At 69.0% G+C, this 25,308-nt stretch carries 21 protein-coding genes; 10 read left to right on the top strand and 11 right to left on the bottom strand.

From position 1 onward, the window contains the following. On the bottom strand, positions 1–1,932 hold a 1,932-nt coding region (recG, locus tag ACLL81_RS13440), incomplete at its 3' end, for an ATP-dependent DNA helicase RecG (protein ID WP_411288862.1). A gap of 59 nt (positions 1,933–1,991) precedes the next feature. Between recG and ACLL81_RS13435 the strand changes: the two genes are divergently transcribed. Genes ACLL81_RS13435 through ACLL81_RS13425 form a run of 3 tightly spaced genes read left to right on the top strand, consistent with a single transcriptional unit; the run spans position 1,992 to position 6,148 of the window. Continuing rightward, the gene (locus ACLL81_RS13435; RefSeq protein ID WP_411288863.1) at positions 1,992–2,276 is read left to right on the top strand and encodes a succinate dehydrogenase assembly factor 2; all 285 of its coding nucleotides are present in this window, start codon (positions 1,992–1,994) and stop codon (positions 2,274–2,276) included. After that, positions 2,266–5,751 (top strand): transcription-repair coupling factor, encoded by a 3,486-nt coding sequence (gene mfd / locus ACLL81_RS13430; RefSeq protein ID WP_411288861.1) that lies wholly within the window; start codon positions 2,266–2,268, stop codon positions 5,749–5,751. The genes ACLL81_RS13435 and mfd overlap by 11 nt, the downstream gene beginning before the upstream one ends. Before the next feature lie 43 nt (positions 5,752–5,794). Next, the gene (locus ACLL81_RS13425; protein ID WP_411288860.1) at positions 5,795–6,148 is read left to right on the top strand and encodes a hypothetical protein; all 354 of its coding nucleotides are present in this window, start codon (positions 5,795–5,797) and stop codon (positions 6,146–6,148) included. A 120-nt stretch (positions 6,149–6,268) separates the two neighbouring features. Here the strand turns inward: ACLL81_RS13425 and ACLL81_RS13420 are convergent, their stop codons facing one another. Next, complete coding sequence (locus ACLL81_RS13420) at positions 6,269–7,600, bottom strand: diguanylate cyclase domain-containing protein (protein WP_411288859.1); 1,332 nt, start codon at positions 7,598–7,600, stop codon at positions 6,269–6,271. An 81-nt stretch (positions 7,601–7,681) separates the two neighbouring features. On the opposite strand from ACLL81_RS13420, the gene ACLL81_RS13415 reads away from it, so the two are divergent. The 3 genes from ACLL81_RS13415 to ACLL81_RS13405 all read left to right on the top strand — a co-directional run bounded on the left by ACLL81_RS13415 (position 7,682) and on the right by ACLL81_RS13405 (position 10,792). Further along, entirely contained in the window at positions 7,682–8,446 is a 765-nt protein-coding gene (locus ACLL81_RS13415) for an SDR family NAD(P)-dependent oxidoreductase (RefSeq protein ID WP_411288858.1), read from the top strand. A 58-nt stretch (positions 8,447–8,504) separates the two neighbouring features. Next, on the top strand, positions 8,505–9,623 hold the full coding sequence (locus ACLL81_RS13410; protein ID WP_411288857.1) for a CaiB/BaiF CoA transferase family protein: 1,119 nt from the start codon (positions 8,505–8,507) through the stop codon (positions 9,621–9,623). Between the two features lie 227 nt (positions 9,624–9,850). After that, positions 9,851–10,792: a YihY/virulence factor BrkB family protein gene (locus ACLL81_RS13405; RefSeq protein ID WP_411288856.1), complete on the top strand. Its 942-nt coding sequence runs from the start codon at positions 9,851–9,853 to the stop codon at positions 10,790–10,792. Here the strand turns inward: ACLL81_RS13405 and ACLL81_RS13400 are convergent. Both ACLL81_RS13400 and ACLL81_RS13395 read right to left on the bottom strand, forming a co-directional pair. Further along, positions 10,767–10,997, bottom strand: a complete 231-nt coding sequence (locus tag ACLL81_RS13400; protein ID WP_411288855.1) for a sulfurtransferase TusA family protein — start codon at positions 10,995–10,997, stop codon at positions 10,767–10,769. The two genes, ACLL81_RS13405 and ACLL81_RS13400, sit on opposite strands and share 26 nt — an antisense overlap. Positions 10,998–11,100: 103 nt before the next feature. Next, positions 11,101–11,292, bottom strand: coding sequence for a hypothetical protein (locus ACLL81_RS13395; protein ID WP_411288854.1), 192 nt, complete (start codon positions 11,290–11,292; stop codon positions 11,101–11,103). 225 nt (positions 11,293–11,517) lie between these two features. Here ACLL81_RS13395 and ACLL81_RS13390 point away from each other — a divergent pair, with 225 nt between their 5' ends. The 3 genes from ACLL81_RS13390 to ACLL81_RS13380 are packed head-to-tail and all read left to right on the top strand — an operon-like array spanning position 11,518 to position 16,171. Further along, the gene (locus ACLL81_RS13390) at positions 11,518–13,305 is read left to right on the top strand and encodes an FAD-dependent oxidoreductase (RefSeq protein ID WP_411288853.1); all 1,788 of its coding nucleotides are present in this window, start codon (positions 11,518–11,520) and stop codon (positions 13,303–13,305) included. Then, a complete protein-coding gene (locus tag ACLL81_RS13385; RefSeq protein ID WP_411288852.1) occupies positions 13,290–15,119 on the top strand; it encodes a 2-oxoacid:acceptor oxidoreductase subunit alpha in 1,830 nt (609 codons plus the stop codon). Before ACLL81_RS13390 ends, ACLL81_RS13385 begins: the two co-directional genes overlap by 16 nt. Beyond that, complete coding sequence (locus ACLL81_RS13380; protein WP_411288851.1) at positions 15,116–16,171, top strand: 2-oxoacid:ferredoxin oxidoreductase subunit beta; 1,056 nt, start codon at positions 15,116–15,118, stop codon at positions 16,169–16,171. Before ACLL81_RS13385 ends, ACLL81_RS13380 begins: the two co-directional genes overlap by 4 nt. Here ACLL81_RS13380 and ACLL81_RS13375 read toward each other — a convergent pair. Further along, positions 16,152–16,892 (bottom strand): hypothetical protein, encoded by a 741-nt coding sequence (locus ACLL81_RS13375; protein ID WP_411288850.1) that lies wholly within the window; start codon positions 16,890–16,892, stop codon positions 16,152–16,154. The two genes, ACLL81_RS13380 and ACLL81_RS13375, sit on opposite strands and share 20 nt — an antisense overlap. Further along, positions 16,892–17,917 carry a phosphoribosylformylglycinamidine cyclo-ligase gene (gene purM, locus ACLL81_RS13370; RefSeq protein WP_411288849.1) on the bottom strand — a complete coding sequence of 342 codons (1,026 nt, stop codon included), beginning with the start codon at positions 17,915–17,917 and terminating at the stop codon, positions 16,892–16,894. Before purM ends, ACLL81_RS13375 begins: the two co-directional genes overlap by 1 nt. An 82-nt stretch (positions 17,918–17,999) precedes the next feature. Between purM and rnd the strand changes: the two genes are divergently transcribed. Beyond that, positions 18,000–19,178: a ribonuclease D gene (rnd, locus tag ACLL81_RS13365; RefSeq protein WP_411288848.1), complete on the top strand. Its 1,179-nt coding sequence runs from the start codon at positions 18,000–18,002 to the stop codon at positions 19,176–19,178. A 412-nt stretch (positions 19,179–19,590) separates the two neighbouring features. On the opposite strand, the gene ACLL81_RS13360 is transcribed toward rnd, so the two are convergent. The 5 genes from ACLL81_RS13360 to ACLL81_RS13340 all read right to left on the bottom strand — a co-directional run. Beyond that, positions 19,591–21,075, bottom strand: a complete 1,485-nt coding sequence (locus tag ACLL81_RS13360; RefSeq protein ID WP_411288847.1) for a Ppx/GppA family phosphatase — start codon at positions 21,073–21,075, stop codon at positions 19,591–19,593. Between the two features lie 16 nt (positions 21,076–21,091). Beyond that, positions 21,092–23,302 carry an RNA degradosome polyphosphate kinase gene (locus ACLL81_RS13355; RefSeq protein ID WP_411288846.1) on the bottom strand — a complete coding sequence of 737 codons (2,211 nt, stop codon included), beginning with the start codon at positions 23,300–23,302 and terminating at the stop codon, positions 21,092–21,094. Positions 23,303–23,366: 64 nt separating this feature from the next. After that, positions 23,367–24,038, bottom strand: a complete 672-nt coding sequence (locus ACLL81_RS13350) for a chromosomal replication initiator DnaA (protein ID WP_411288845.1) — start codon at positions 24,036–24,038, stop codon at positions 23,367–23,369. 93 nt (positions 24,039–24,131) lie between these two features. Next, positions 24,132–24,899: an arginyltransferase gene (locus ACLL81_RS13345; RefSeq protein ID WP_411288844.1), complete on the bottom strand. Its 768-nt coding sequence runs from the start codon at positions 24,897–24,899 to the stop codon at positions 24,132–24,134. Positions 24,900–24,976: 77 nt separating this feature from the next. Further along, positions 24,977–25,308: flagellar motor protein MotB (locus ACLL81_RS13340; protein WP_411288843.1), on the bottom strand; the 332-nt coding region annotated here is incomplete at its 5' end.

The following is a 25,308-nucleotide window of genomic DNA, read 5'->3' as shown; positions in this document are numbered from 1 at the left end:
GGCGCCGCCCACGTCGGCGAAGATGTAGTCCGGGAACCCTGACTGGCGCAGGCCCAGCGCATCGCCGCCGCCGCGCAGCTCCAGGTCGGTCTCGGCGATCAGGAAGCCGTCGTCGGTACGCCGCAGGATGTCCAGCCGGCGCTGGGCGGTCTCCGAAAGCGGCGGGTCGTAGAGCAGCACGCAGGCGCTTTCCTGGCGTCCCCGACCCACCCGGCCGCGCAGCTGGTGCAGCTGGGCCAGGCCGAAGCGCTCAGCCTGTTCGATGACCATGATGGTGGCGTTGGGCACGTTGACGCCCACCTCGACCACGGTGGTGGCCACCAGCACCGACAGGCTGCCGTCGGCGAACTGAGCCATCACCGCATCCTTGGCGGCCGGCGCCAGCTTGCCGTGCACCAGGCCGACGCTGGGGCCGATGGCGGCCTTCAGCTCCACGGCGCGGGTCTCGGCGGCCTTCAGGTCGATGAGTTCGCTGTCGGAGACCAGCGGGCAGATCCAGAAGGCCTGGGCGCCCCCGGCCACCGCCTCGCGCAGGCGGGCCACCACCTCGCCGATCCGGCCCATGGGCGCGGCGCGGGTGGCCACCGGCGTGCGGCCCGGCGGCTTCTCGTCGATGCGGCTGACATCCAGATCGCCGTAGACGGTGAGCTCAAGGGTGCGGGGGATCGGCGTGGCGGACATGGCCAGCAGGTGGACCGCCTGGCCCTTGGCTTGCAGCCGCTGGCGTTCCGCGACCCCGAATCGGTGCTGCTCGTCCACCACCGCCAGCTCGAGCCGATGGAAGGCCACGTCGTCCTGGAAGAGCGCGTGGGTGCCCACCGCCACCTTCACCGCGCCGGAGGCGAGCGCCCGCAGCTTCTCGGCCCTGGCGGCGCCCTTGTCGCGGCCGGTGAGCAGGATCACCCCGACGCCATGGGCGGTGAGGGGCGTTGAGATGGTCTCGTAGTGCTGCCGGGCGAGGATTTCCGTGGGCGCCATCAGGGCGCTCTGGCCCTCGGCCTCGGCCACGTCGGCCATGGCGCACATGGCCACCACCGTCTTGCCGGAACCCACGTCCCCCTGAATCAGCCGGCTCATCCGCTCGCCGGCGGCCAGGTCGTCGCGGATTTCGGCCAGGGACCGGGTCTGTGCGCCGGTGAAACTATAGGGTAGGTCCGCCTGCAGGCGCCCGGCGATCTGGCTGGCCGGGATCTTTCGGGCGGGCTCACCCCGGCGTTCGGTCTTGCGCTGCGCCATGGCCAGCTGGTGGGCCAGCAGCTCGTCGTAGGCCAGCCTGCGCCACGCCGGGCTCAGCGGCGAGAGGTCGGCGTCGGTTTCCGGCGCGTGCAGCCGCGCCAGGGCCTCGCGCCAGGGCGGGAAGCGCTCCCGGGCGACCCACGCCGAATCCTGCCACTCAGGGAGCTCAGGCGCCCTCTCCAGAGCCTCCAGGGCGAACTTGCGCACGGTGCGGGCGGGCAGCCCGGCGGTGGCCGGATAGATCGCCTCGATCTGCGGGATATCCGCGGCCTTTTCCGGGGCCACCAGATAGTCCGGGTGGACGATCTGCCACTCCCGGTCGTTGAACAGCTCGACCTTGCCGGAGACCAGCCGAAGGGCGTTCACCGGATGGCGGTGCTCCAGGCTGGCGCCGAAGCTGCCGAAGAACACCAGGGTCAGGAACCCGGTCTGGTCGAACACTCGCATCCGCCAGGGCTGGCTGGGCCCCCGGGGGCGCTGGAAGCTCTCCACCGCCACCTCGAAGGTCATCACCTCGCCGTCGATGGCCGTGGAGACGGTGGCCGGCGTGCGGCGGACAAGGCTGTGCGGCTTCAGGAACAGCACGTCGCGCACGATCGGCCCGGCGAGCTTTTCCAGCAGGGGCGCCACGCGCGGACCGACCCCCTTCAGGGAGCTGATCGGCGCATAGAGTGGGAACAGAATCTCCGGCCGCATGATTGCAGCATAGCCGACTGGCGGCGCGCGCAGAGGCGCCCTATATCCGCGGCCACTTGATGATCACTGACGAAGCCCGGCTCAAGAAGCTGAAGTTCCGCGCCTGGCGCCGGGGCTTCAGGGAAGCGGACCTCATCCTGGGGCCGTTTGCGGACAAGCACGTCGCCAGCTTCAGCCCGGAAGAGCTCGATTGGTTCGAGCGGCTGCTCGATCAGCCCGACCAGGATCTCTATGGCTGGATCCTCGGGCGGGAGCCGACGCCCGCCGAGTTCGACGGCGAGATCATGAGCAAGATCAAAGAATTTCGCTATAATCTTCCCAAAGACGACGACCATGGCGGCTGACGGCTCGCGGCCCAGCACGCCCGCCCAGCTCCGCCGGGTGGCGGAGGATCCCGGCCGCCTGGACCTGGTCGGCGCGCCGGAGGGCTTCGACGCCCTGGTGATGGCCGACGTGATCAAGGCCCGCGGCGGCCTGTCGGTGTTCGTGGCCCGCGACGGTTCGCGGATGTCGGCCTTCGCCGAGGCGTTCCGGTTCTTCGCCCCGCAGGTGGAAGTGGCGACCTTTCCGGCCTGGGACTGCCTGCCCTACGACCGCATCGGCCCCTCGGCGGGGGTCGCCGCGCGCCGGATGACCACCCTTTGGCGGTTGGCGCAGGGGATCGATCCCAAGACGCCGCTGTTGCTGGTCACCACCGTGCCCGCTTCGGTGCAGCGCGTGCCACCGATCGCGGTGATCCAGCGGGCCAGTTATTCGGCCCGGGCGGGCAATACGGTCGAGATCGCCGACCTGGAGGCCTATTTTTCGGTCAACGGCTACCAGCGGGCCTCGACGGTCTCGGAGCGCGGCGAGTTCGCCATCCGCGGCGGGGTGATCGACGTTTTCCCGCCCAGCGCCGCGGAGCCGGTCCGCCTGGACATGTTCGGCGACACCCTGGAATCTATCCGCGCCTTCGATCCGGAGACCCAGCGCTCCACCAAACAGCTCAAGGACGTCAGCCTCCTGCCGGTGAGCGAGGTGCTGGTCGACGCCGAGACCATCAAGCGCTTCCGCACCGGCTACCTGGAGACCTTCGGGGCGCCGGGGGACGATCCGCTCTACGAAACCGTCTCCGCGGGCGGCCGCCGGGCGGGCATGGAGCACTGGGCGCCGCTGTTCTATCCGCAGATGGCGACCCTGTTCGACTATCTGCCGCCACGGGCCCTGGTCGCCCTGGACCACCTGAGCCGGGAGGCCCGCGACGAACGGCTGGCCCTGGTGAACGACGCCTATGAAAGCCGCGCCCAGACCGAGCGACGGGCGCACTACCATCCGCTGGCGCCTGACCGGCTCTACCTGACCGCCGACGAGTGGCAGGCGGAGCTGGGCAAGCGCGCCACCCGGCGGTTCTCGGCGTTCAACGAGGCCGAGGGGGAGACCGTCATCGACATGGGCGCGCGGGCTGGTCGCGGCTTCGCGCCCGAGCGCCAGCGCGACAGCGTCAACCTGTTCGAGGCCACCGCCGACCACGCCCGCACGTTGGCCGGGCAGGGCAAGCGCGTGCTGTTCGCCTCGTGGACTGAGGGGTCCTCAGACCGGCTGGGCTCCATGCTGGCCGACCACGGGCTGAAGAACATTTCCTTCGCCCCTTACTGGGACGCAGCCAGGGCGTCCGACCCAAAGATCCCGCAGCGGGTGGTGCTGCCCCTGGACGCCGGTTTCGAGACCGACACCCTTGCGGTGATCTCCGAGACCGACATCCTGGGGGACCGGCTGGCCAGGCCGAGGCGTCGCCGCCGCGCGTCCAACTTCCTGGCCGAGGCCTCGTCACTCACCCCAGGCGACCTGGTGGTTCACATCGACCACGGGATCGGGCGCTATGAGGGGCTGAAGACCCTCGACATCCAGGGCGCTCCGCACGACACCCTGGAGCTGCAGTACGGCGGTGAGGCCAAGCTCTACCTGCCGGTGGAGAACATCGACCTCCTGACGCGCTATGGATCGGATTCAGAGGGCGTGCAGCTCGATCGGCTGGGCGGCGCGGCCTGGCAGGGCCGCAAGGCGCGCGCCAAGGACCGGCTGCGGGTCATGGCCGAGGGCCTGATCCGCATCGCCGCTGAGCGCGCCACCAGGTCCACCGACCCCATGGACCCCCCGCACGGGGTGTTCGACGAATTCTGCGCCCGCTTCCCTTACGAGGAGACCGACGATCAGCTCTCCGCCATCGGCGATGTGCTGGACGACCTGGCGGCCGGAAAGCCCATGGATCGGCTGATCTGCGGCGACGTGGGCTTCGGCAAGACCGAGGTGGCGCTGCGCGCCGCCTTCGTGGTGGCCATGAGCGGCCAGCAGGTGGCCATCGTCGCCCCCACCACGCTGCTCGCCCGCCAGCACTACAAGACCTTCACCGATCGCTTCGAGGGCTGGCCGGTGAAGGTGCGCCGGCTGTCGCGGCTGGTGGCGCCCAAGGAGGCCGCCGAGACCCGCGAGCAGCTCAAGAACGGCGAGGTGGAGATCATCGTCGGCACCCACGCGGTGCTCTCCAAGCAAGTGGGCTTCCGTAACCTTGGCTTGGTGATCGTCGATGAGGAGCAGCACTTCGGGGTCAAGCACAAGGAGAAGCTCAAGGAGCTTCGCGCCGACGTGCACATGCTGACCCTGACGGCGACCCCCATTCCCCGCACGCTCCAGATGTCGCTCAGCGGCATCCGGGAGATGTCGATCATCGCCACCCCGCCGGTCGACCGGCTGGCGGTGCGGACCTACATCACGCCCTGGGACCCGGTGGTGGTCCGCGAAGCCCTGCTGCGCGAGAAGTACCGCGGCGGCCAAGCCTACTACGTGGCTCCCCGGGTCAGCGATCTGCCGGCCATCGAGCGCTACCTGCGCGAACAGGTGCCGGAGGTGCGCTTCGCGGTGGGGCACGGCCAGATGTCGCCGACCCAGCTCGAGGACGTGATGAGCGCCTTCTACGAGGGCCAGTACGACGTGCTGCTTTCCACAACGATTGTCGAGAGTGGCCTGGACATCCCCACGGCCAACACCCTGATCATCCACCGCGCCGACATGTTCGGCCTGGCGCAGCTCTACCAACTGCGCGGGCGGGTCGGCCGGGCCAAGTCGCGGGCCTACGCCTACCTGACCACCCCGGCGGAAAAGCAGATCACCCTGTCGGCCGAGAAGCGCCTGAAGGTGCTGCAGTCCCTGGACAGCCTGGGCGCCGGCTTCCAGCTCGCCAGCTACGACCTCGACATCCGCGGTGGGGGCAACCTGCTGGGCGAGGAGCAGTCCGGCCATATCCGCGAGATCGGCGTCGAACTCTACCAGCAGATGCTGGAGGACGCGGTCAACGAGCTGAAGGAACGCACGGGCGCCGAGACCGCCGACCGGGGCTGGTCACCGCAGATCAACACCGGCGCGTCGGTGCTGATCCCCGAGGAATACGTCCCCGACCTCAACGTGCGCCTGTCGCTCTATCGCCGGCTGTCGGATGCCGAGAAGGCGCAGGACCGCGAGGCTTTGGCCGCCGAACTGATCGACCGCTTCGGCCCGCTGCCGCCGGAAGCCGGCCAACTGCTCAAGGTGGTGGCCATCAAGGGCCTGTGCCGCGAAGCCAATGTGGCCAAGATCGACGTGGGTCCCAAGGGCGCGGTGGTCAGTTTCCGCGGCGACGACTTCAAGAACGGCCTGGGCCTCGTCCAGTTCGTGCAGAACAACCAGATCGCCTGGCGCATCCGCCCCGACCAGAAGGTGGTGGTGAAGGGGGAGTGGGCGACCCCCGAACAGCGCCTGGCCGCCGCCGAGATGGTGCTGACGCAACTGGCGAAGCTGGCCGCTTAGGCGCTAGGTCGCTTTGGGCGCGATCGCCCGATGAGGAACCGTGATGAACCGAATTGCGATGCTGGCGCTCGGCGGCGCCCTCCTGGCGGCAGGATCGGCGCAGGCTCAGGACGCTGTCATGTCCGGCGACGTGCGCTGCGTCATCACCATGACCCAGCTTCTCAACAACCCGGCCTACAAGGAGATGGCCGGGGTGGCGACCTTCTACTTCGTGGGCCGCATCGAGGGGCGCGACCCGGCCTTCGACCTGACCAAGGCCATGCGCCGCGAGATCGGGAACATGTCCCCCCGCGACTACAGCCCGGAGGCCAAGCGATGCGGCGAGGCGCTGGCCGCCCGCAACACCGCATTGAAGGCCACCGGCGAAAGCCTGCAGCCCCGCGGCGTGGGGCGGTAAGTCAGTCTTCCACCGATACGGGGGAAGTGGTCCAAGAGCGTAGCTCGCGGGTCGATGGCTCCCACATTGTCGCCGGGCTTCGCGATTGGCGAAATTCCCCCCGTACCGGCGGAAGGTGGGTCACCCGGCCTTGCGGCCGTGCGCGGCGGCCGCGGCGGCTTCCAGGGCGCGGGCGGCGTTCTCGGCGGAGGTGACTTCGGCGACGCCCATGTCGAACTCCACCACGAACGGCGGATTGCCGTCGCCGGCCTCGAAGGCGGTGCAGCCGATCACCGCGGCGATGCGCTCGCCGGCGGCGCGGCCGGACAGCAGGTGGGTGGCGGGCAGGGCGAGGGCGAAGACCTCGGGGCCCAGGCGGGCTGCGGTGTCCTCAACGCGCACCAGCCGACTGATCATCGAGCCGATCTGCGGGATCGCCCGGTCCAGCCAGCCGGCGCGGCGGGCAGCCGTGACTTCGGGCCGCTCGGCGACCTTCAGCACGCAGACGCAGAGCGGTCGGTTGCGCACCCGGCAGGCCTGGGCCAGCCGCAGCAGGTGGGCGGCGAACAGATCGCGGGTGAACAGGCCGGTGGCCGCGTCCATCAGGCCGGAATTGCGGGCCCGCTCCAGGGCCTGGCGCACGGAGACCTGGCGGCGGTAGGCTCGGGCCAACTCCACCACGCGGCGCGCGGTGTCGGTCTCCGGCGTCTCGGGCGAGGCCACGTCGGAGATGCCCCGGTGATAGGCCTCCGAGGTGGTCACGTGGGACTCGGCGCGCATATAGAGCAGGGTCGGGGTGTGGTAGAGCCGGGTGTTGCGGCGCATGCCCGCGGCGATGGACAGCGACTCCTGCGGATTGTCCCCGGCCCACAGCACCACCGCGTCGAAGGCCCGCTCGTGCAGGTAGTCGAAGGCGGTGAAGGCGGTGAACGCGCCCACCACCTGGGCCCCGTTCCGCGACAAGGCGTTGGACAGCGCCAGGAACTGCGGCGCGGGCTCGCCGATGGCCAGCACCCGGAACGGCGTCACATCCAGCTCCGGCGTGTCCAGGTCGCGGCCCCGGGCGGCGAAGGTCTCCTGCCGGATCGCGAACTCCTCCTCGGAGACCGCGGTGCGCACCAGGGTCTCAAGCCGCATGGCGGCCTGGGCGGGGTGCAGGGGAGCGGCCAGGGTCAGGTCGAAGCCGCGGCCGTCCAGGGACGGGTCCGGCTCGCCGATGGCGATCACCGGCAGGCGGCGGGGCGCGCAGGCGTCTTTCAGCCGCTGGACCAACCCTTGCGGGTCTTCGCCGGCGCTGGCGAGGTCGACAATGGCGGCTTCGATCTGCAGGTCGGCGAGGGCGGCTACGGCGGCGAACTGGCCCCGGGCCGTCACCGAGCGCCAGCCAAGCCGGTCCAGGCCCTCGGCCAGAGGTGCGGCCAGGGCGTCATCCCGCGCGACGATAAGCACCCGCGCCTGGACAACCGCCGTCATTTCCCCATCCCAAAAAGCCCGCAGTGTCCTAAGCACGGAATGGCACGCGGGCGGTAGCGGACTGATTAACGGGAGCAGGCGATGGGGACGGATTTGGCCGGCCAGACGGCCTTCGTGACGGGCGCCAGCGGCGGCCTGGGCGAGCACTTTGCGCGGCTCCTGGCTGCATCCGGGGCGGCGGTGGCGCTCACCGCCCGCCGGATCGAGCGGATCGAGGCCTTGGCCGCGGAGCTGAACGCCGCCGGGCATCGCGCCATAGGCCTGCAACTCGACGTGGCTGACCCTCTCGCCATCGGCCCGGCCCTGGACGCCGCCCAAGCGAAGCTGGGGCCGATCTCCATCCTGGTGAACAACGCCGGGGTTGGCGGCGACGGCATGGCGCTGGACGTGAGCGTCGAGGACTGGAGCAACACCTTCGACGTCAATGTACGCGGGACCTTCGTGGCGGCGCGGGAGGCGGCGAAGCGGATGATGGAGGCCGGCGTCGAGGGGCGCATCCTGAATATCGCTTCCATCGCCAGCCACACGGTGCTGCCGGGCCTTTCAGCCTATTGCGCGTCCAAGGCGGCGGTGGCGATGCTGACCAAGGGCCTAGCGCGAGAGTGGGCGCGGCGCGGCATCGCGGTGAACGCCCTGTGTCCCGGGTACATCGAGACCGACATCAACGCCGCCTGGTGGCCCACGGAGGGCGGCGCCAGGCAGCTGAAGGGGTTTCCCCGCCGCCGGCTGATGCAGGCCAGCGACCTGGATGCCGCCTTCCTGATGCTGGTGGGGCCGGCGGCCAGCGCCATCACCGGCAGCGTCATCACCATCGACGACGGCCAGTCCCTGCCCGGCGGGGGTTGAACCCTTGCATGACCGGGCGGCAAGCCGGGTATGCTGGCTGCCACATGGGGAGTGAGAGATGCGCCAGGGACCGCTGACCGGCCTGAAGGTCGTGGAGTTCGCCGGGATCGGGCCGGGGCCGTTCTGCGGCATGCTGCTGGCCGACCTAGGCGCCGACGTGGTCCGCATCGACCGCAAGGGCGGCCGGGGCGGGGCGGCTTCCGACGTCACCGCCCGTGGCCGGCGCTCGGTGGCTCTGGACCTGAAGACTCCCGCCGCCATCGAGGCCTGCCTGAAGCTGATGGAAGGCGCTGACGCCATCCTGGAGGGCTTTCGTCCCGGGGTCATGGAGCGGCTGGGCCTGGGCCCCGACGTGGCGCTCAAGCGCAATCCGAAGCTGGTCTATGGCCGCATGACCGGCTGGGGCCAGACTGGGCCCTACGCCAACGCCGCCGGCCACGACATGAACTACATCGCCATCACCGGCGCCCTGCACGCCATTGGGACCGAGGCCAAGCCGGTGCCACCGCTGAACCTGGTGGGGGATTTCGGGGGCGGGGCGCTCTACCTGGCGTTCGGGCTGCTGGCCGGCGTCATCCATGCGCGGGAAAGCGGGCAGGGCCAGGTGATCGACTGCGCCATGAGCGACGGCGCCGCGTCGCTGATGGCCATGTTCTACGGCTTCAAGGCCGGCGGCATGTGGCAGGAGGAGCGCCGGTCCAACCTGCTGGATGGGGGCGCCCACTTCTACGACACCTACCAATGCGCTGACGGCAAGTGGATCTCCATCGGCTCCATCGAGCCCCAGTTCTACGCCCTGCTGCTGGAGAAGACCGGCGTCGACGATCCTGAGTTCGCCCGGCAGATGGACCGCGCCGCCTGGCCGTCCTTGCGCGAGAAGCTGGCCACCGCCATCGTTGGCAAGACCCAGGACGAGTGGTGCGCGATCATGGGCGGCACGGACGTCTGTTTCGCCCCGGTGCTCGACCTGGACGAGGCGCCCAGGCACCCGCACAACGCCGCGCGGCAGACCTTCGTCGAAGTGGCCGGCGTCATGCAGCCGGCCCCCGCACCGCGGTTCTCCGAGACCCCGGGCGCCATCCAGGGCCCGCCGCCCGCCATCGGGGCCCACGACCGCGAGGCCCTGGCGGACTGGGGCTTCAGCTCCGCCGAGATCGACGCGCTTACCCAGGCGTAACTTCTTCGAAGCTCCACGTTACCTGACGATGCCGTTCAGACTGGGTTCAGCCGCCGGGGCTCAAAACCCATCCCGGGTTGGTTGTCGCGCTCTCCCGTCCCTCGAAGCGGCAGCCCGCCTGATGGAACGACACGCCCATCGGCGGCGCGCCACCCCTCAACCCGGTGGCGCGCCGTTTCCATTTTAGCCGCTTGCCACGACCCGCCCCGATCCTCACCCTCCGCCCAATGAGTACGCTGCTGCGCCGCCTGCGGGTGATCCATTGGGACCCCGCGCACTGGGCCCGGGTCTCCTTGCAGACCTTCGGCAAGGCGCTGGCCCGGCTCTGGGGCCGAGATGTCATGCTCTACACGGGCGGCGTCAGCTTTTTCATCATGCTGGCGATCTTCCCGGCGCTGGCCATCCTGATTGGGGTCTACAGCCTGCTGGCCGATCCCATCCAGGCGGCCCAGCAGGGCGAAATGGTCGCCAAGATCATGCCAGCCGCCGCCCAGGTGATCTTCCAGGGTGAGCTAATGCGCCTGACCAGCGCGTCGCGGGAGGCGGTCTCCCTGCAGAGCGGCGTGGCGCTGATCATCGGCGGCTATGCGGCCCACCGGGGCTTTAAGGCCCTGCTGGCGGGACTGTCTTTCATCCACGACGAGGACGAGCCCCGCGGCTTCGTGGGTTTCAACCTGCTGGCGCTGGCCGTGTTGATCGCCACCTTCGCGATGATGGGCGCGCTGTCGCTGGTGTTCTTCGGTTTCCGGATCATGGGCGAGACCTTCGAGCTTCGGCCCCTGCGCGGCGCCCTGTGGCTCTACAGCGAGTGGACCTGGGCCAGCGTCGGCATGACGCTGAGCATGAGCCTGATCTACCGCTGGGCCATGTCGCGCCGGCCGGTGGACTGGCGGGCTTCCCTGCTGGGCGGGGCGGCGGCGGCGGCGATGTGCATTTTCGCCTCCTGGGGCCTGGGCTTCTACGTGGAGCAGATCGCCCACCTGGGCGCGACCTACGGCTCGGTGGCCACGGTGGTGATCTTTCTGATCTGGCTGTCGTGGAACGTGAACGCCCTGTTCTTCGGCGGGGCGCTGGCCACCGAGGTCGAACTGTCCATCGACAGGCAGCAAATCCTGACGATGGCCGACCTGGGCCGGGACCTGCCTACGGCTTCGCGACGAGGAAGCTGAAGGTCCCGTCGGCCTCCGCGCTGTCCAGGAGCTCGGCCCCGATCTCCGCCAGGAAGTGGGGCACGTCGATGCGGGCCAGCGGATCGTCGGCCAGCAGCCGTACGCGGGCCCCGACCGGCGCGTCGGCCAGGGCGCGGCGCAGGCGCAGGGTCGGCACCGGACAGCGGTGACCGCGGGCGTCGACGAGGATTTCTTCGCGGACCATGGGCGGGCGCATACACGAGCCCGCGGCCGGCCCCAAGGCTAGACGGCGCGACGGATCGGCGGGTGGGTGCGCTGGGCGGTGACCAGTCGCCAGCTTTGGCGAGTCAGGCAGAACGCCATCGGCGAACCTTGCCAGCCGGCTCCGCCGCGGCGGAGCCGGCGCGTTGAAGCAGGCCCAGGCCGCACGGCCGCAGGCACAGGCCCAGCGAGATTGGACTTTGCTCGACCACGGGCGCCATCAGGGCGCGGCTGAGCAGGCTGCGTTCTTCGGCGGAAAGGTCATCCAGCGCGGTCATGAGCCGCTAACGCCGGAGCCGAGCGTCCATTGCCCAACGCCCGCCCGCGCGCATTGGGCGCAAGGCTTTTCCCGGAGCCACGGTCAGGAAACGGTTGGCTTGCGGCCGGAAGCGGACGTAACCTCGCACAGAACGCCGCGTCGCGTCGGTCACGCCCCGCCTGGGACTCGTCCAGGTCCGGCTTGCCCGCCCCGGGAGTAGAGCGTCGCGGGAAGGAAGCGGGTTTTGCAACGCACGAGTACCGAGGACCCTGACTACTTTCACAAGGTCGTCGATTGCCAGTGGGCTTGTCCGGCGCACACGCCGGTTCCGGAGTACATTCGCCTGATCGCGGAAGGGCGCTACTCCGACGCCTACATGATCAACTGGAAGTCTAACGTCTTTCCCGGGATCCTGGGCCGGACCTGCGACCGCCCGTGCGAGCCCGCCTGCCGCCGTGGCCGGGTGGAGGACGAGCCGGTGGCGATTTGCCGGCTCAAGCGCGTGCCCGCCGACAACAAGGACGACATCACCGACCGCCTGCCGCCCCGGGCCGCCGCCAGCAACGGCAGGCGGATCGCCCTGATCGGGGCCGGACCCGCGTCGCTGACCGTGGCTCGAGATTTGGCGCCCCTGGGCTACGAGCTCACCCTGATCGACGCCGACGCTAAGGCGGGCGGCATGATCCGCAGCCAGATCCCGCGCTTCCGCCTGCCGGAGGAGGTCATCGACGAGGAGGTGGGCTACATCACCGGCCTGGGCATGACCCTGCGCCTGGGCGAGCGCGTCGACAGCCTCAAGGCCCTGCTGGCGGAGGGCTATGACGCGGTCTTCGTCGGCACCGGCGCCCCGCGCGGCCGCGACCTGGACCTGCCCGGCCGCCAGGAGGCGGCCGCGAACATCCACATCGGTATCGACTGGCTGTCCAACGTCTCCTTCGAGCACACCGAGAAGATCGGCCGCCGGGTGATCGTGCTGGGGGGCGGCAATACTGCCATGGACTGCTGCCGCACCTCGCGGCGGCTGGGTGGCGAGGACGTCAAGGTGATCGTCCGCTCAGGCTACGAGGAGATGAAGGCCTCGCCCTGGGAAAAGGAGGACGCGGTCCACGAGGACATCCCGATCATCAACTTCCGGGTGCCCAAGGCTTTCACCCACGCGGACGGCAGGCTGACCGGGGTCACCTTCGAGGTGGTCGAGGCGCAGTACGACGAGGCTGGCCGCCGTCGCCTTGTTCCCTCCGGCGCCGCGGACGAGCACTACGAATGCGACGACGTGCTGGTGGCGGTGGGCCAGGAGAACGCCTTCCCCTGGATCGAGCGCGACGTGGGGCTGGAGTTCGACGAGTGGGCGATGCCCAAGGTCAACCCGATCACCTTCCAGTCGAGCCTGCCAGGAGTGTTCTTTGGCGGCGATGCGGCGTTCGGACCCAAGAACATCATCTGGGCGGTGGCTCACGGTCATGACGCTGCAGTGTCGATCCACAAGTTCTGCCAAGGCGAGGACGTGGCCATCCGGCCCCCGCCGGGCGTCACCCTGGTCAGCCAGAAGATGGGCATCCACGAGTGGAGCTACGACAACGACATCACCAACGACCGCCGCTACCGGGTGCCGCTGCGCGACAAGGCCACAGCGCTGAAGAACATCAAGATCGAGGTCGAGCTCGGCTTCGACCGCCAGCTGGGCTTTGCCGAGGCGCAGCGGTGCCTGAACTGCGACATCCAGACGGTGTTCGCCGACAAGCTGTGCATCGAGTGCGACGCCTGCGTCGACATCTGCCCGATGGACTGCATCACCTTCACCGCGAACGGCGACGAGGACGAGCTGCGCGGGCGGCTGATGGCGCCGGCCGACAACGTGGACCAGGATCTCTATGTGTCCGGCTCGCTGCCCACCAACCGGGTGATGGTGAAGGACGAGGATGTCTGCCTGCATTGCGGGCTTTGCGCGGAGCGGTGCCCCACGGGCGCCTGGGACATGCAGAAGTTCTATCTGGAAATGACGCAGGCGGGGCCGGGATGCCAGAGCCGCTGAGGGTGCGCGTGAACGACTTCGTGGTGAAGTTCGCCAATGTGAACGGGTCGGGATCGGCCAGCGCCAACGGCATGTTCGCCAAGTCGATACTGCGGATGGGCGTGCCGGTGGCGGCGCGCAACATCTTCCCGTCCAACATCCAGGGCCTGCCCACCTGGTTCGAGGTCCGGGTGACCGAGGCCGGGCACCTGGGCCGCCGCGGCGGGGTCGACCTGATGGTGGCCATGAACCCGCAGACCTGGGACCGCGACCTAGCCGAAATCGAGTTCGGAGGGTTCCTATTCTACGATTCAACCAAACCCCTGCCGCCCTCGAAATTCCGCGACGACATCACCGTGATCGGTGTGCCACTGACGGCCATGTGCAACGCGCGCTACGCGCTGCCCCGCGAGCGCCAGCTGTTCAAGAACATCGTCTATGTGGGCGCGCTCTCCGCCCTGCTGGGGATCGAGGTGGCGGTTATCGAGCAACTCTTGGCCGAGCAGTTCGACGGGCGCGAGAAGCTGATCCGAGCCAACGTCGAGGCCCTGCAGATGGGCCACGAATACGTACGCCAGAACCTGACGCCGCTCTCCCTGCAGGTGCGCCGCTCCGACCAGGTGGGCGACCGCATCTTCGTGGAAGGCAATCAGGCCGCCGCCCTGGGCGCGGTCTATGGCGGGGCGACGGTGTGCGCCTGGTATCCGATCACCCCCTCGACCTCCCTTGCCGAGGCCTTCACCGCCTATTGCGAGGACCTGCGCACCGACCCGGAAACCGGCAAGGCGCGCTTCGGCATCGTCCAGGCAGAAGACGAGATCGCCTCCATCGGCATCGTCGTGGGGGCCGGCTGGAACGGCGCGCGGGCCTTTACCTGCACGTCGGGGCCCGGCATCTCGCTGATGACCGAGTTCATCGGCCTGTCCTACTTCGCCGAGATCCCTGCAGTGATCTTCGACGTGCAGCGGGGCGGGCCCTCCACCGGCATGCCGACCCGCACCCAGCAGTCAGACCTGATCGGCGCGGCGTACGCCAGCCACGGGGACACCAAGCATCCGATGCTGCTGCCTGCCGACCCGGGCGAGTGCTTCGAGATGGGGGCGCTGGCCTTTGATTTGGCCGACCGGCTGCAGACCACCATCTTCGTCATGCTCGACCTCGATATCGGCATGAACGAGTGGCTGACCAAGCCCTTCGAATGGGACGATGCCCGCCAGCTCGACCGGGGCAAGGTGATGACCCACGCGGAACTGGAGGCCGGCCGCGATTTCGGCCGCTACCTCGACGTGGACGGCGACGGCATTCCTTACCGGACCTACCCGGGCACCCACCCGACCCGGGGCGGCTACTTCACCCGCGGCACCTCGCGCAATCCCTACGCCCGCTACTCCGAGGAGGGCGGTATCTACGTCGACAACATGCAGAGGCTGCTACGCAAGTTCGAGACCGCGAAGGCGTTGATGCCGGCGCCGGTGGTCACGCTGGCCAAGCGCAAGACCAAGGACGCGGTGCTCTATTTCGGCTCCACGACGCCAGCTATGCACGAGGCGTTGCAGGGGCTGGAAGGGCAGGGCCGCCACCTGGACGCCATGCGGGTCCGCGCCTTCCCGTTCAGCGACGAGGTGTTCAACTTTATCGCCGCCCATGAGCGGGTGTTCGTGGTCGAGCAGAACCGCGACGCCCAACTTCGCACCCTGATCACCACCGAGGGCGGGGTCGATCCCGCCAAGCTTGTCCCCGTGCTGCACTACGACGGCACCCCGATCACCGCGCGGTTCATCGCCGGGGAGATCGCCCAACTGATGGCCGTGGGCCAGATCGAGGCGGCCGAATGACCTACATCCTCAAGCCGCAACTCCACCATCCGAAGCTGGCCACCAATACCCTGGGGTTTACGCGGCGGGACTACGAAGGCTCGGTCTCGACCCTTTGCGCCGGCTGCGGCCACGACTCCATCTCCGCGGCGATCATCCAGGCCTGCTTCGAGCTGGATCTGCCGCCGCACCGGATCGCCAAGCTGTCCGGCATCGGCTGTTCGTCCAAGACCCCCGACTACTTTCTGGGCAACAGCCACGGCTTCAACACCGTGCACGGGCGCATGCCCTCGGTGCTCACCGGCGCGAACCTGGCCAACAAGGACCTGATCTACCTGGGCGTCTCCGGCGACGGAGATAGCGCCAGCATCGGGCTGGGCCAGTTCGCCCACGCCATCCGCCGCGGCGTGAACATGCTCTACATCGTGGAGAACAACGGGGTTTACGGCCTCACCAAGGGCCAGTTCTCGGCCACCTCGGACAAGGGCTCCAAATCCAAGCGCGGTGCGGTCAACCACGACGCCGGCATCGACTTGGTCTCCATGGCCCTGCAGCTCGGCGCAACCTTCGTCGGCCGCTCGTTCTCTGGTGACAAGGAACAGCTCGTCCCGTTGATCAAGGCCGGGCTGAACCACAAGGGCGCGGCCTTCATCGACTGCATCAGCCCCTGCGTGCAGTTCAACAACCACCAGGGCTCCACCAAGAGCTTCGACTATGTGCGCGAGCACAACGAGGCGGTGAACCGGCTGGACATGATCACGCCGCGCGAGACGATCCGTGTGGACTATGGGCCGGGCCAGACTGTGCAGGTGGCGCAGCACGACGGCTCGATTCTCAGCCTCCACAAGTTGGCCGAGCTCTACAACCCCAACAACCGCGCCCAGGCGCTGGGCTACCTGCAGGCCCGCCAGGCCCGCGGCCAGATCGTCACCGGCCTGCTTTACATGGACCCCGACAGCGGCGACCTGCACGAGGCGCTGGAGACGGTGGACACCCCGCTGAACCAGCTCGCCGAGGCGGAGCTGGTGCCTGGCTCGGCGGCCTTGGCCCAGATCAACGCCGGGCTGCGCTAGGCCGCGCCGCCCAGAGGGCGAGAACCGCGACGGCGATCGCCCCGGCCAGGGCCGCTCCGCCGACGACGGGCTTGCCGGCACGCTCCGCCACCCACACCGCCACGAGGCCCCAGGCGATGGGCGCGGCGTAGGCGGTCAGGCGTGTGGCGCGCAGCATCCAGGCCGCGACGCCTGTCACGGCGGCGACGCCTGCTATGGCCGCCAGGGTGGCGCTCTCCGGCTGTAGCAGGCCCTGCGCGGTCAGCACGGTCAGCAGGTTGATGGCCGAGGCGATGGTCAGCCATCCGGCCAGCAGCCCCAGCGGCCACCAGGCCAACAGGCGCTCGCCCACGCTGGCGCCTTCAGCCGCGCGGGCCTGGCGGCAGAGCGCCCAGGTCAGCGTCGCCGCCGAGGCGCTGATGATCACCACCGTCAGCCACTTCAGGTCGAGCGCAGAGGCGACGATCCAGGCCCCGCAGCCGGCGATGGCGGCCGCCGCGGGCCAGCCCAGGGCCGCCAGCCGGGGATTTTCGGCGTTGCGGGGCAGGGCCTGGTAGATCGCATAGCCCACCAGCCCCGCATAGATCAGGCCCCAGATGGAGAAGGCGTAGCCGGCGGCGCGCAGGGTCGTGTTCCCGTCGCTGGCGAACTCACCGGCCGACAGCCCCCATCCGGTGAGCGCGTGGTGCGCCGGCGCGCCGAGGGCGAAGGCCACCGCCAGGATCACCGCAAGCTTGCGCATCAGATGGCCGCCAGTTCGCCGATGACAAAGGCGTCTTCACCGTCCTTTATCAGGCCGTTGAGCACCTCGGGAAGGTCCTGCGGGGCGACGATCAGCATCAGGCCGACGCCGCAGTTAAAGGTCCGGCGCAGCTCGTGGTCGGCGACCCCGCCCACATCCTGCAGCCAGGCGAACACCGGGGGCAGGGCCCAGGCGTCCCAGTCGAAGCGCGCCACCAGCCCATCGGCGATGGCCCGGGGCGGGTTTTCGATCAGGCCGCCGCCGGTGATGTGCGCCAGGCCCTTCACGCGACCGGCCTTCAGGTGCGGCAGCACGGACTTGATGTAGATCCGCGTAGGCGCCAGCAGCGCCTGGGCCAGGGTCTTGCCGGCCTCGAACGGCGCGGGGGCGTCCCAGGCAAGTCCCGAGCGCTCGACGATCCGGCGGACCAGGGAATAGCCGTTGGAATGCGGCCCCGACGACCCGACGCCGATGAGGATATCCCCGGCCTTCTGGTCGCTCAGCCGCGGCAGCACCTTGTCGCGGTCAACAGCGCCGACGCAGAAGCCAGCCATGTCGTAGTCGCCCTCGGCGTACATGCCGGGCATCTCGGCGGTCTCGCCCCCCACCAGGGCACAGCCAGCCTGACGGCAGCCCTCGGCGATGCCGGCCACCACGGTGGCGGCGGCCTCCACGTCCAGCTTGCCGGTGGCGAAATAGTCCAGGAAAATCAGCGGCTCGGCCCCCTGCGCCAGCAGGTCGTTGACGCACATGCCCACCAGGTCGACGCCCACCGTGTCGTGCATGCCGGTCTCGATGGCGACCTTCAGCTTGGTGCCGACCCCATCGGTGGTGGTGACCAGCAGCGGATCGTCATAGCCCGCCGCCTTCAGGTCGAAGAGCGCCCCGAATCCGCCCAGGGAGGCCTCGGCCCCGGCCCGTCGGGTGGACTTCGCCAAGGGCTTGATCCGCTCCACAAGCGCGGCCCCGGCGTCGATGTCCACGCCGGCCTGTGCATAGGTGAGACCGTTCGGGCGGTCGGACATACGGGAAGCCTTCGAAGGAATCTGACAGATAGGCGCAACGCGGGCTTGCAGACTCGGGCTGGCGCCGGGCTATAGCTAGTCGATGACGCCGATTACCACCACCGCCGAACTCGCGGTGTTTTGCGACAAGCTCAAGGGCCAGCCGTTCGTCGCCGTGGACACCGAGTTCATGCGCGAGACGACGTACTGGCCGAAGCTGTGCCTGATCCAGGCCGCCGCGCCCTCCGCCGAGGCCGTGATCGACCCGCTGGCCGAAGGTATGGACCTTGGTCCGTTCCTCGACGTGCTGCGCGACGAGACCATCCTCAAGGTGTTCCACGCCGCGCGCCAGGACGTCGAGATCTTCAACAACCTGGAGGCCATGCCCCGGCCGCTGTTCGACACCCAGGTGGCCGGCATGGCCGCGGGGTTCGGCGAGCAGATCGCCTATGACGCCCTAGTCCGCCAGATGCTGAAGATCGAGCTGGATAAGTCCAGCCGCTTCACCGACTGGTCGCGTCGGCCGCTGTCGGACAACCAGCTCACCTACGCCCTGGCCGATGTGACTCATCTGGCGGCGCTCTATCCCATGCTGCGCGAGCGGCTGGAGGGGGAGGGCCGCCTGGTTTGGGTCACCGACGAGATGATGAGCCTCACCGATCCGGCGGTCTACGACGTAGAGCCGGAGAACGCCTGGAAGCGCCTGCGCCCTCGCAAGCACACGGCCAAGTACATGGCGGTCTATCGCGCCGTGGCGGCTTGGCGCGAGCGCACCGCCCAGACCCGCGACCAGCCGCGCGGCCGCATCCTGAAGGACGAGGCGATCGACGAGGTCGCCACCCAGGCCCCCATCGACGCCGAAGCCCTGGACCGCCTGCGCTCTGTGCCCAAGGGGTTTTCCGGCTCGCGGTTCGGGCCGGACCTGCTGGCCGCCATCCGCGAGGCGCTCCGCGACCCCGAGGCCTACGCCCCGGTGGTGGAGCGCAGCCGCACGCCGCCGTCGCCGGCCGCCGGCGCCGTGGTGGAGCTGTTGAAGGTGCTGCTGAAAGCCCGCGCCGAGGAGTCCGGCGTGGCCTCGAAGCTGATCGCCACGGTCTCCGACCTTGAGCAGATCGCCAACGACGACGAGACCGACAACGCCGCCCTCAAGGGCTGGCGCCGGGAGGCTTTCGGCGAGGACGCTCTTCGCCTCAAGCGCGGCGAGCTGGCGCTGGTGCTGGACGGCGCCCGGGTGCGGGTGGTCGAGGTCCGACGCTCTCCGAAAGCCGTCAGCGCGGGCTGATCTCATCGTAGCGGGGGATAAGGCCAAGACGTTGATACCGTGCGTCATTTGCCCCGCATCCTAGGGTTTTGCACAGGCTGTCCACCGCTTTGCCCAGGGTTGGCCCACAGGGCGCCTCCGTGGGGCGCTTGCCGAACGACCGTCTCTGAGAGAACCTGAATTTGCCGAGAGGGACTGCGGCGCGGCGGACCGGGCGACCGGGAGGCAAGCGGGCAGGAGGTTCCTGAAACTGGAGGGATGCGGGGCGACCTGGATCACTCCGACCTTAGGGACACCAGGGGCGAACGAAGCCGAGCAGGGCGACTTGTGGAGCCTAGGTTTCCTCAGACCTTGAACGCTCAGATCCCCCAACGGATCTGGATTAGAGGGCGGTGTGACGGGCAACCGGAGCGCCGCCCTCTTGCTATGGGCGCTAGCCCAGATCGAGTTTGAGCTTCAGAGCGGCGGCCAGCGTCTGCGCCCGCTTGGCGGTCTGTTCCCCCAGCAGCATGTCGCTCCAGCCCGGCGCCGCGGCGAGCTTCAGCTTGTCGGCGCTGATGGTCAGCTTGGACTTCTCCAGCAGGCGCGGGTTGCGGCCGGAGAAGTCGCAGCCCAGGCGTACGGCGGCGCCCAGCGCTCTGGCCCTCTGGCGGCGCTCGCTCGACAGCACGCGACCGATGCCGATGGTCTCCGGCAAGGTGGGCGATGAGGTGTGACGGGCGAAAGCGGCGGCGGCCAGGAACGCCCGCTCCGGATGGGTCATGCCGGCGATCGGAGCGCGCAGCACCTGCTCGAAGGCGATGTCGGCGCGGTGGTCGGGGTGCAGCCGGGCCCCCAGATCGGCCAGCCGACAGGCGGCGGCGGTCAGCGTCTTGTCGCGCCCGTCGAACACCGGGGGCAGCTTGGCGAAGGCTTGACCCAGCCAAGCTTCCAGGGCGACCCCCAGCTCCTGCGTCAGGCCGCGCTGGGCGGTGAGCGCCTCGCACCCCTCGATCAACGGGTCGCGGGCCTGCACCTGCGGCGACATGGATTCCAGCAGCATGCCTTCGCGCACGCCATAGGCGGAGATCACGATCCGCTCGACGCCCAGGCTGGCGATAAGCTGGTCTAGCACCAGAGCCGAGTAGGGCAGGGTCTCGAAGCGCTTTTTGGACAGGCCCTGCATCCGCTCCAGGGACGACCTGGACTGACGGGCCACGAAGCGGGCGACGTCGGTCGCGTCCGCCCGGTTCATCTCATACTGGTGCGCCACCCGCAGCGGATAGCTGGCCATTTCCATGTGCAGCAGCGCGAGGTTGCGCCAGGCGCCGCCCACAGCGTGGAACTCCGACGTAGCGAACCGCTGGGCTAGGGGCGCCAGGTGCTCGTCGATGAGCTTGCGGGTCTTGTCGATATCCAGGGGCCTAGGCGCGCCCAGGGCGAACGGGCCCAGTGGCAGGGTGGCGCCCTCCGTCGGCCCAGAGCCGTTCAGGCGCACCAACTCCAGGCTGGAGCCGCCCAGGTCCCCCACCACCCCTTGCGCGTCCGGCTGGCCGGCCAGCACCCCCATGGCGGCGTAGCGGGCCTCCTCCTCGCCGGAAAGCACGCGGACCTTGAGGCCGGTCTCTTCCTTTACCCGGCGCAGGAAGGCGGGCCCGTCGGGGGCGTCGCGCACGGCTGCGGTAGCCGCCGCGGTGACGTCCTCTGCCTTCCAGCCGTCCAGCACCGCGCGGAAGCGGTGCAGGGCGGTCATCGCGGTCTCGACGCCCTCCGGTGACAGGCGCCCGGTGGCTGGAAGGTCACGGCCGAGGCCGGCCAGGGCCTTCTCGTTGAACAAGGTCCACAGGGCGCGCCCATCCAGGCGATAGATGACCAGGCGGACGGAGTTGGAGCCGACGTCGATGACGGCGGCCTGGCGGGCTTCTGGACGGCTTTCCACGGTGTCGCCGGGCCGGCTATCCGCGCAAGGCAAGATGGTCGATTGCGCGCGGCATGTCCTTCACCTTCTGCCCCCGGCCCGACAGGCTGGGATTGGTCATGAAATACTCGTGCGCGGAGAACGCGCTCGGATGGTCCCAGGACGGGTCGCGGCGATAACGGCCATCGGTGTCCAGGGTCCAGCTTTGCGCCTCGTCCTTCAGGTTGGCCAGCAGGATCTGGTTCAGGACCTGCTGGTGCACCGTGGGGTTCTCGATGGGGGTGAGGCACTCAACCCGGCGGTCGAGGTTGCGCGGCATCCAGTCGGCCGAGGACATCAGCACCCGGGCCTGCGACGAGGGCAGCGGCTGGCCATTGCCGAAGGCCACGATGCGGGCGTGCTCCAGGTAGCGGCCGACGATGCTCTTGACGCGGATGTTCTCCGACAGGCCCGGCACGCCTGGGCGCAGGCAGCAGATTCCGCGGATGACCAAGTCGATGGACACGCCCGCGTGGCTGGCCGCGTAGAGCGCGTCGATGATCTGGCCGTCCACCAGGGAATTGAGCTTGGCCCAGATCGCCGCGGGCTTGCCGGCCAGCGCGTTCTCCGCCTCCTGGCAGATCAGCTTGATCAGGTCGCGCTTCATGGTCACTGGCGAGAAGGAGAGCTTTTCCAGCCCCTCGGGCTGGGCGTAGCCGGTGACGAAGTTGAACAGGCGCGCGCTGTCGCGGCCCAGGGCCGCGTCAGTGGTGAACAGCGAAAGGTCCGTATAGATTCGCGCGGTGATCGGATGGTAGTTGCCGGTGCCAAAGTGGCAGTAGGTGCGAAGGGTGTCGCCCTCCCGCCGGACCACCATCGAGAGCTTGGCGTGGGTCTTGTACTCCACGAAGCCAAAGACCACGTGGACGCCCGCCCGCTCCAGGTCGGCGGCCCATTTCAGATTGTTGGCCTCGTCAAAGCGGGCCTTGATCTCCACCAGCGCGGTGACGTTCTTGCCGTTCTCCGCGGCCTCGATCAGGGCGGCCACGATCGGGCTGTCCTTGGACGTGCGGTAGAGCGTCTGCTTGATGGCCAACACATTGGGGTCGCGGGCCGCCTGCCGCAGGAACTGCACCACCACGTCGAAGCTCTCGAACGGGTGATGGACCAGGATGTCCTTCTCGCGGATGGCGGCGAAACAGTCGCCGGCGTGGTCGCGGATCCGCTCGGGGAACCGCGGCTCGAATGGCTTGAACTTCAGCTCTGCCCGGTCGGCGGGGATCAACTGTGACAGCTCGTCCAGGCCCAGCAGGCCCTCGATCAGGATAATGTCTTCCGGATTGGCGTCGAGGTTCTCGCAGATGAAGCCGCGCAGCTCCTCAGGCATGTCGGCCTGGATCTCCACGCGGACCACCGATCCCATGCGCCGCTGCTTCAGCGCGGCCTCGTACTCGCGCACCAGGTCTTCGGCCTCTTCCTCGATCTCCACATCGCTATCGCGGATCAGCCGGAATACCCCCAGCCCCTCCACGTCGCAGCCGGGGAACAGGTGGTCGAGGAACAGGCTGACGAAGCTCTCCAGGCTGAGAAACCGGCGTTCGGGGCGCTTGCGGCCATTGCGTTGCGCCGGCAGCTCCCAGAACCGCGCCACCTGGGCGGGGATTGGCACCAGCGCATAGAGCAGCCGCGCGTCGGACACGCGGCGCAGCTTCAGCACCAGGGAGAACGCCAGGTTGGGGATGAACGGGAACGGGTGCGCCGGGTCGATGGCCAGCGGGGTCAGCACCGGGAACAGTTGGCTGACGAAAGTTTCTTCCAGGCCGGCGATCTCGGCCACGGTGACCTCCTCGGCTGACACCACGTGCAGCCCCTCGGTGGTCAGTTCGTCGCGCAGCTCGCGCCAGCGGACCTGCTGGTCCTCCATGACGTCGGCGGCCTCGGCGTTCACCCGAACAAGCTGCTCGGCCGGCGTCAGGCCGTCCTGGCTGACCACGCGCACGCCCTCGCGGACCTGGGCCTTAAGTCCGGCCACCCGGACCATGTAGAATTCATCGAGGTTGTTGGCTGAGATTGACAGGAACCGCAGCCGCTCGAGCAGGGGGTGGCGCGGGTTCTTGCTCTCGGCGAGCACGCGGCGGTTGAAGGCCAGCCAGGAGAGCTCGCGGTTGAAGAAGCGGGCAGGCGAGCCGGCCAGTTCCGCATCCCAGGCCGAAGCGGCGCGCGGGACCTCGTTCGCAGGATGCGAGGCGACGGGCGCGGCGTAACTCATCAACGGCTCCATGGCGCGAAGGCAGGGGGTCGGTCTTACGCCGCCTCAACTGGAGTGCAAGTGATCACTCGAAAAGGTCAATATTTTGCTCACCATCTTCAAGGATCTGGCGGGCGAGAACTCGGGAAACCGGCTTCAACTCTCCGTCACCGGCCTCGTCCAGCTTTCGGACGATCTCCTGGGCGTCCGGGATCGACCTGGATATGCGCCGCAGCAGGTAGGCATAGACTTCTTCCGGCGGACGAATACTCCGTTCTCGGAAGAATTTTCTCAAGACGCCTTCCAGCACAACGTCGTCCGGTGGCTCGATCTCGGTGGTCAGCAATGCGTTGAGCCGCGAGCGCAGGTCGGGCAGGCCGGTCGGCCAGGCGGCGGGCGCGGTGCGGGCGGTGAGCAGCAGTCCGCCGCCGGGGCGTTGCGCCAGGTTGATCAGGTGGAAAAGCGCCTCGTCCGGGGTTCCCTGGTCAACGTCCTCCAGCAACACGGGCCGTCCGGCGGCGGCGGCGATGTCGGGGGCGGCCCGGTCGAGCACTAGCGCCTTCGCGCTGTCCGCCCAGGACCGCGCCAGATGGGTCTTGCCGACCCCTTGCGGCCCCACCAGCGCCAGGCAGCCGCCATGCCAGCCCGGCCACGCGTCCACGGCCGCCAGGGCCTGGGCGTTGGAGGCGCCGGCCACGAACTCGTCTCGGGAATGGGCGGCGGGGCGTCTCAGCCTCAGCCGAAGCTGTCGCGCCATTGCGCCTCGTCCGATGGGAGCCTGAGGGTCAGCTTAGCAAGGCGCGGGGTCTGGGCGCCACCGGCGGCGTCACTTACGCCCGTGTTTCACAGGTCAGGCGGCTTTGCTGGCGGCCTCGATGTCGCGCGCGGCGATCAGTGTCCAGCCCTCGGGTCTCAGCAGCTCGATGGGCGAGAAGCGGACCTTGTAGGCCATCTTGTTGGACCCGCGCACCCAGTAGCCCAGGTAGACGTAGGGCAGGCTGGTCAGGCAGGCCTGGATGACGTGGTCAAGGATCACGAAGGATCCCAGGCTGCGCCGGGTCTGGGCGGGGTCGTAGAAGCTGTAGACCAGCGACAGGCCGTCGCTCATCAGGTCCACCAGCGCGCAGGCGGTCAGGTCGCCTGGCCCGCCATCCTTCGACCGGGTGCGGTACTCGATGATGTGGGTGCGGACGGCGGTGTCCTCGACCATGGCCACATAGTCGGGCCAGGTCATCTCGGCCATACCGCCGTCGGCGTGGCGCGCCGACAGGTAGCGGCGCAGCAAGTCGAACTGTTCAATGGTGGCCTCGGCCTCCACAAGGTGGCGCTCCAGGTCCTCGTTGCGGGCGATAGTCTTGCGCTCCGAGCGCGAGAATATGTAATCGCTGGTGGGGATGCGGGCGGAGACGCAGGCCGCGCAGGCCTCGCAGGCCGGGCGATAGGCGATGTTCTGCGAGCGGCGGAAGCCCACCTGGGTCAGCGAGTCGTTGACGCTGGCGCCGTCCGACAGCGGCAGGTGGGCGAACACCTTGCGTTCGAAGCGCTCAGGCAGGTACGGGCAGGGCGACGGCGCCGTCAGGAAAAACCTGAGCTGTCGTGTCGGGAAATGCTGCGTCACGGACTTGCGATCGCCTTCGAGCCACTGCGTCGGATCCGATTAGGCGTCATGGCGGGGCCTGGCGCAAGACGCTTGAGCTAGAGCCGGGGATCGGGCGGTAGGACCGGCGCTTCACGCAGCAGAACGATGGCGATGCGGCGGTTGCCGGGCAGGGACGGGTCGTCGGGATAGAGCGGCTCGGAGGCTGCCTTCCCCGAGACCTGGTAGACGCGATCCGGATCGACGCCGGCGCTCTGCAGGACGCGGCGCGAGGCGTCGGCGCGGCCGCCGGACAGCATCCAGTCGCCCTCGGCCTTGGCCCCGCCGACGTTGGCGCTGGTGTGGCCGTAGATGCTGATGCGGTTCGGCAGCTGGTTGATCACCTTGGAGATGGCGCGCAGCAGGAGCTTGGCCCGGTCGTTGGGCTGGG

This window comes from Phenylobacterium sp., assembly GCF_046590535.1.
In the GTDB taxonomy this organism is placed as follows: domain Bacteria; phylum Pseudomonadota; class Alphaproteobacteria; order Caulobacterales; family Caulobacteraceae; genus Phenylobacterium.
This window is presented reverse-complemented; position numbering and strand designations above follow the sequence as displayed.

Excerpts from the sequence above, each read along its gene's own strand:
- ACLL81_RS13435 (WP_411288863.1), top strand. The coding sequence starts at position 1,992 with ATGATCACTGACGAAGCCCGGCTCAAGAAGCTGAAGTTCCGCGCCTGG.
- mfd (WP_411288861.1), top strand. The coding sequence starts at position 2,266 with ATGGCGGCTGACGGCTCGCGGCCCAGCACGCCCGCCCAGCTCCGCCGG.
- ACLL81_RS13425 (WP_411288860.1), top strand. The coding sequence starts at position 5,795 with ATGAACCGAATTGCGATGCTGGCGCTCGGCGGCGCCCTCCTGGCGGCA.
- ACLL81_RS13420 (WP_411288859.1), bottom strand. The coding sequence starts at position 7,600 with ATGACGGCGGTTGTCCAGGCGCGGGTGCTTATCGTCGCGCGGGATGAC.
- ACLL81_RS13415 (WP_411288858.1), top strand. The coding sequence starts at position 7,682 with ATGGGGACGGATTTGGCCGGCCAGACGGCCTTCGTGACGGGCGCCAGC.
- ACLL81_RS13410 (WP_411288857.1), top strand. The coding sequence starts at position 8,505 with ATGCGCCAGGGACCGCTGACCGGCCTGAAGGTCGTGGAGTTCGCCGGG.
- ACLL81_RS13405 (WP_411288856.1), top strand. The coding sequence starts at position 9,851 with ATGAGTACGCTGCTGCGCCGCCTGCGGGTGATCCATTGGGACCCCGCG.
- ACLL81_RS13400 (WP_411288855.1), bottom strand. The coding sequence starts at position 10,997 with ATGGTCCGCGAAGAAATCCTCGTCGACGCCCGCGGTCACCGCTGTCCG.
- ACLL81_RS13395 (WP_411288854.1), bottom strand. The coding sequence starts at position 11,292 with ATGACCGCGCTGGATGACCTTTCCGCCGAAGAACGCAGCCTGCTCAGC.
- ACLL81_RS13385 (WP_411288852.1), top strand. The coding sequence starts at position 13,290 with ATGCCAGAGCCGCTGAGGGTGCGCGTGAACGACTTCGTGGTGAAGTTC.
- ACLL81_RS13380 (WP_411288851.1), top strand. The coding sequence starts at position 15,116 with ATGACCTACATCCTCAAGCCGCAACTCCACCATCCGAAGCTGGCCACC.
- ACLL81_RS13375 (WP_411288850.1), bottom strand. The coding sequence starts at position 16,892 with ATGCGCAAGCTTGCGGTGATCCTGGCGGTGGCCTTCGCCCTCGGCGCG.
- purM (WP_411288849.1), bottom strand. The coding sequence starts at position 17,917 with ATGTCCGACCGCCCGAACGGTCTCACCTATGCACAGGCCGGCGTGGAC.
- rnd (WP_411288848.1), top strand. The coding sequence starts at position 18,000 with ATGACGCCGATTACCACCACCGCCGAACTCGCGGTGTTTTGCGACAAG.
- ACLL81_RS13355 (WP_411288846.1), bottom strand. The coding sequence starts at position 23,302 with ATGAGTTACGCCGCGCCCGTCGCCTCGCATCCTGCGAACGAGGTCCCG.
- ACLL81_RS13350 (WP_411288845.1), bottom strand. The coding sequence starts at position 24,038 with ATGGCGCGACAGCTTCGGCTGAGGCTGAGACGCCCCGCCGCCCATTCC.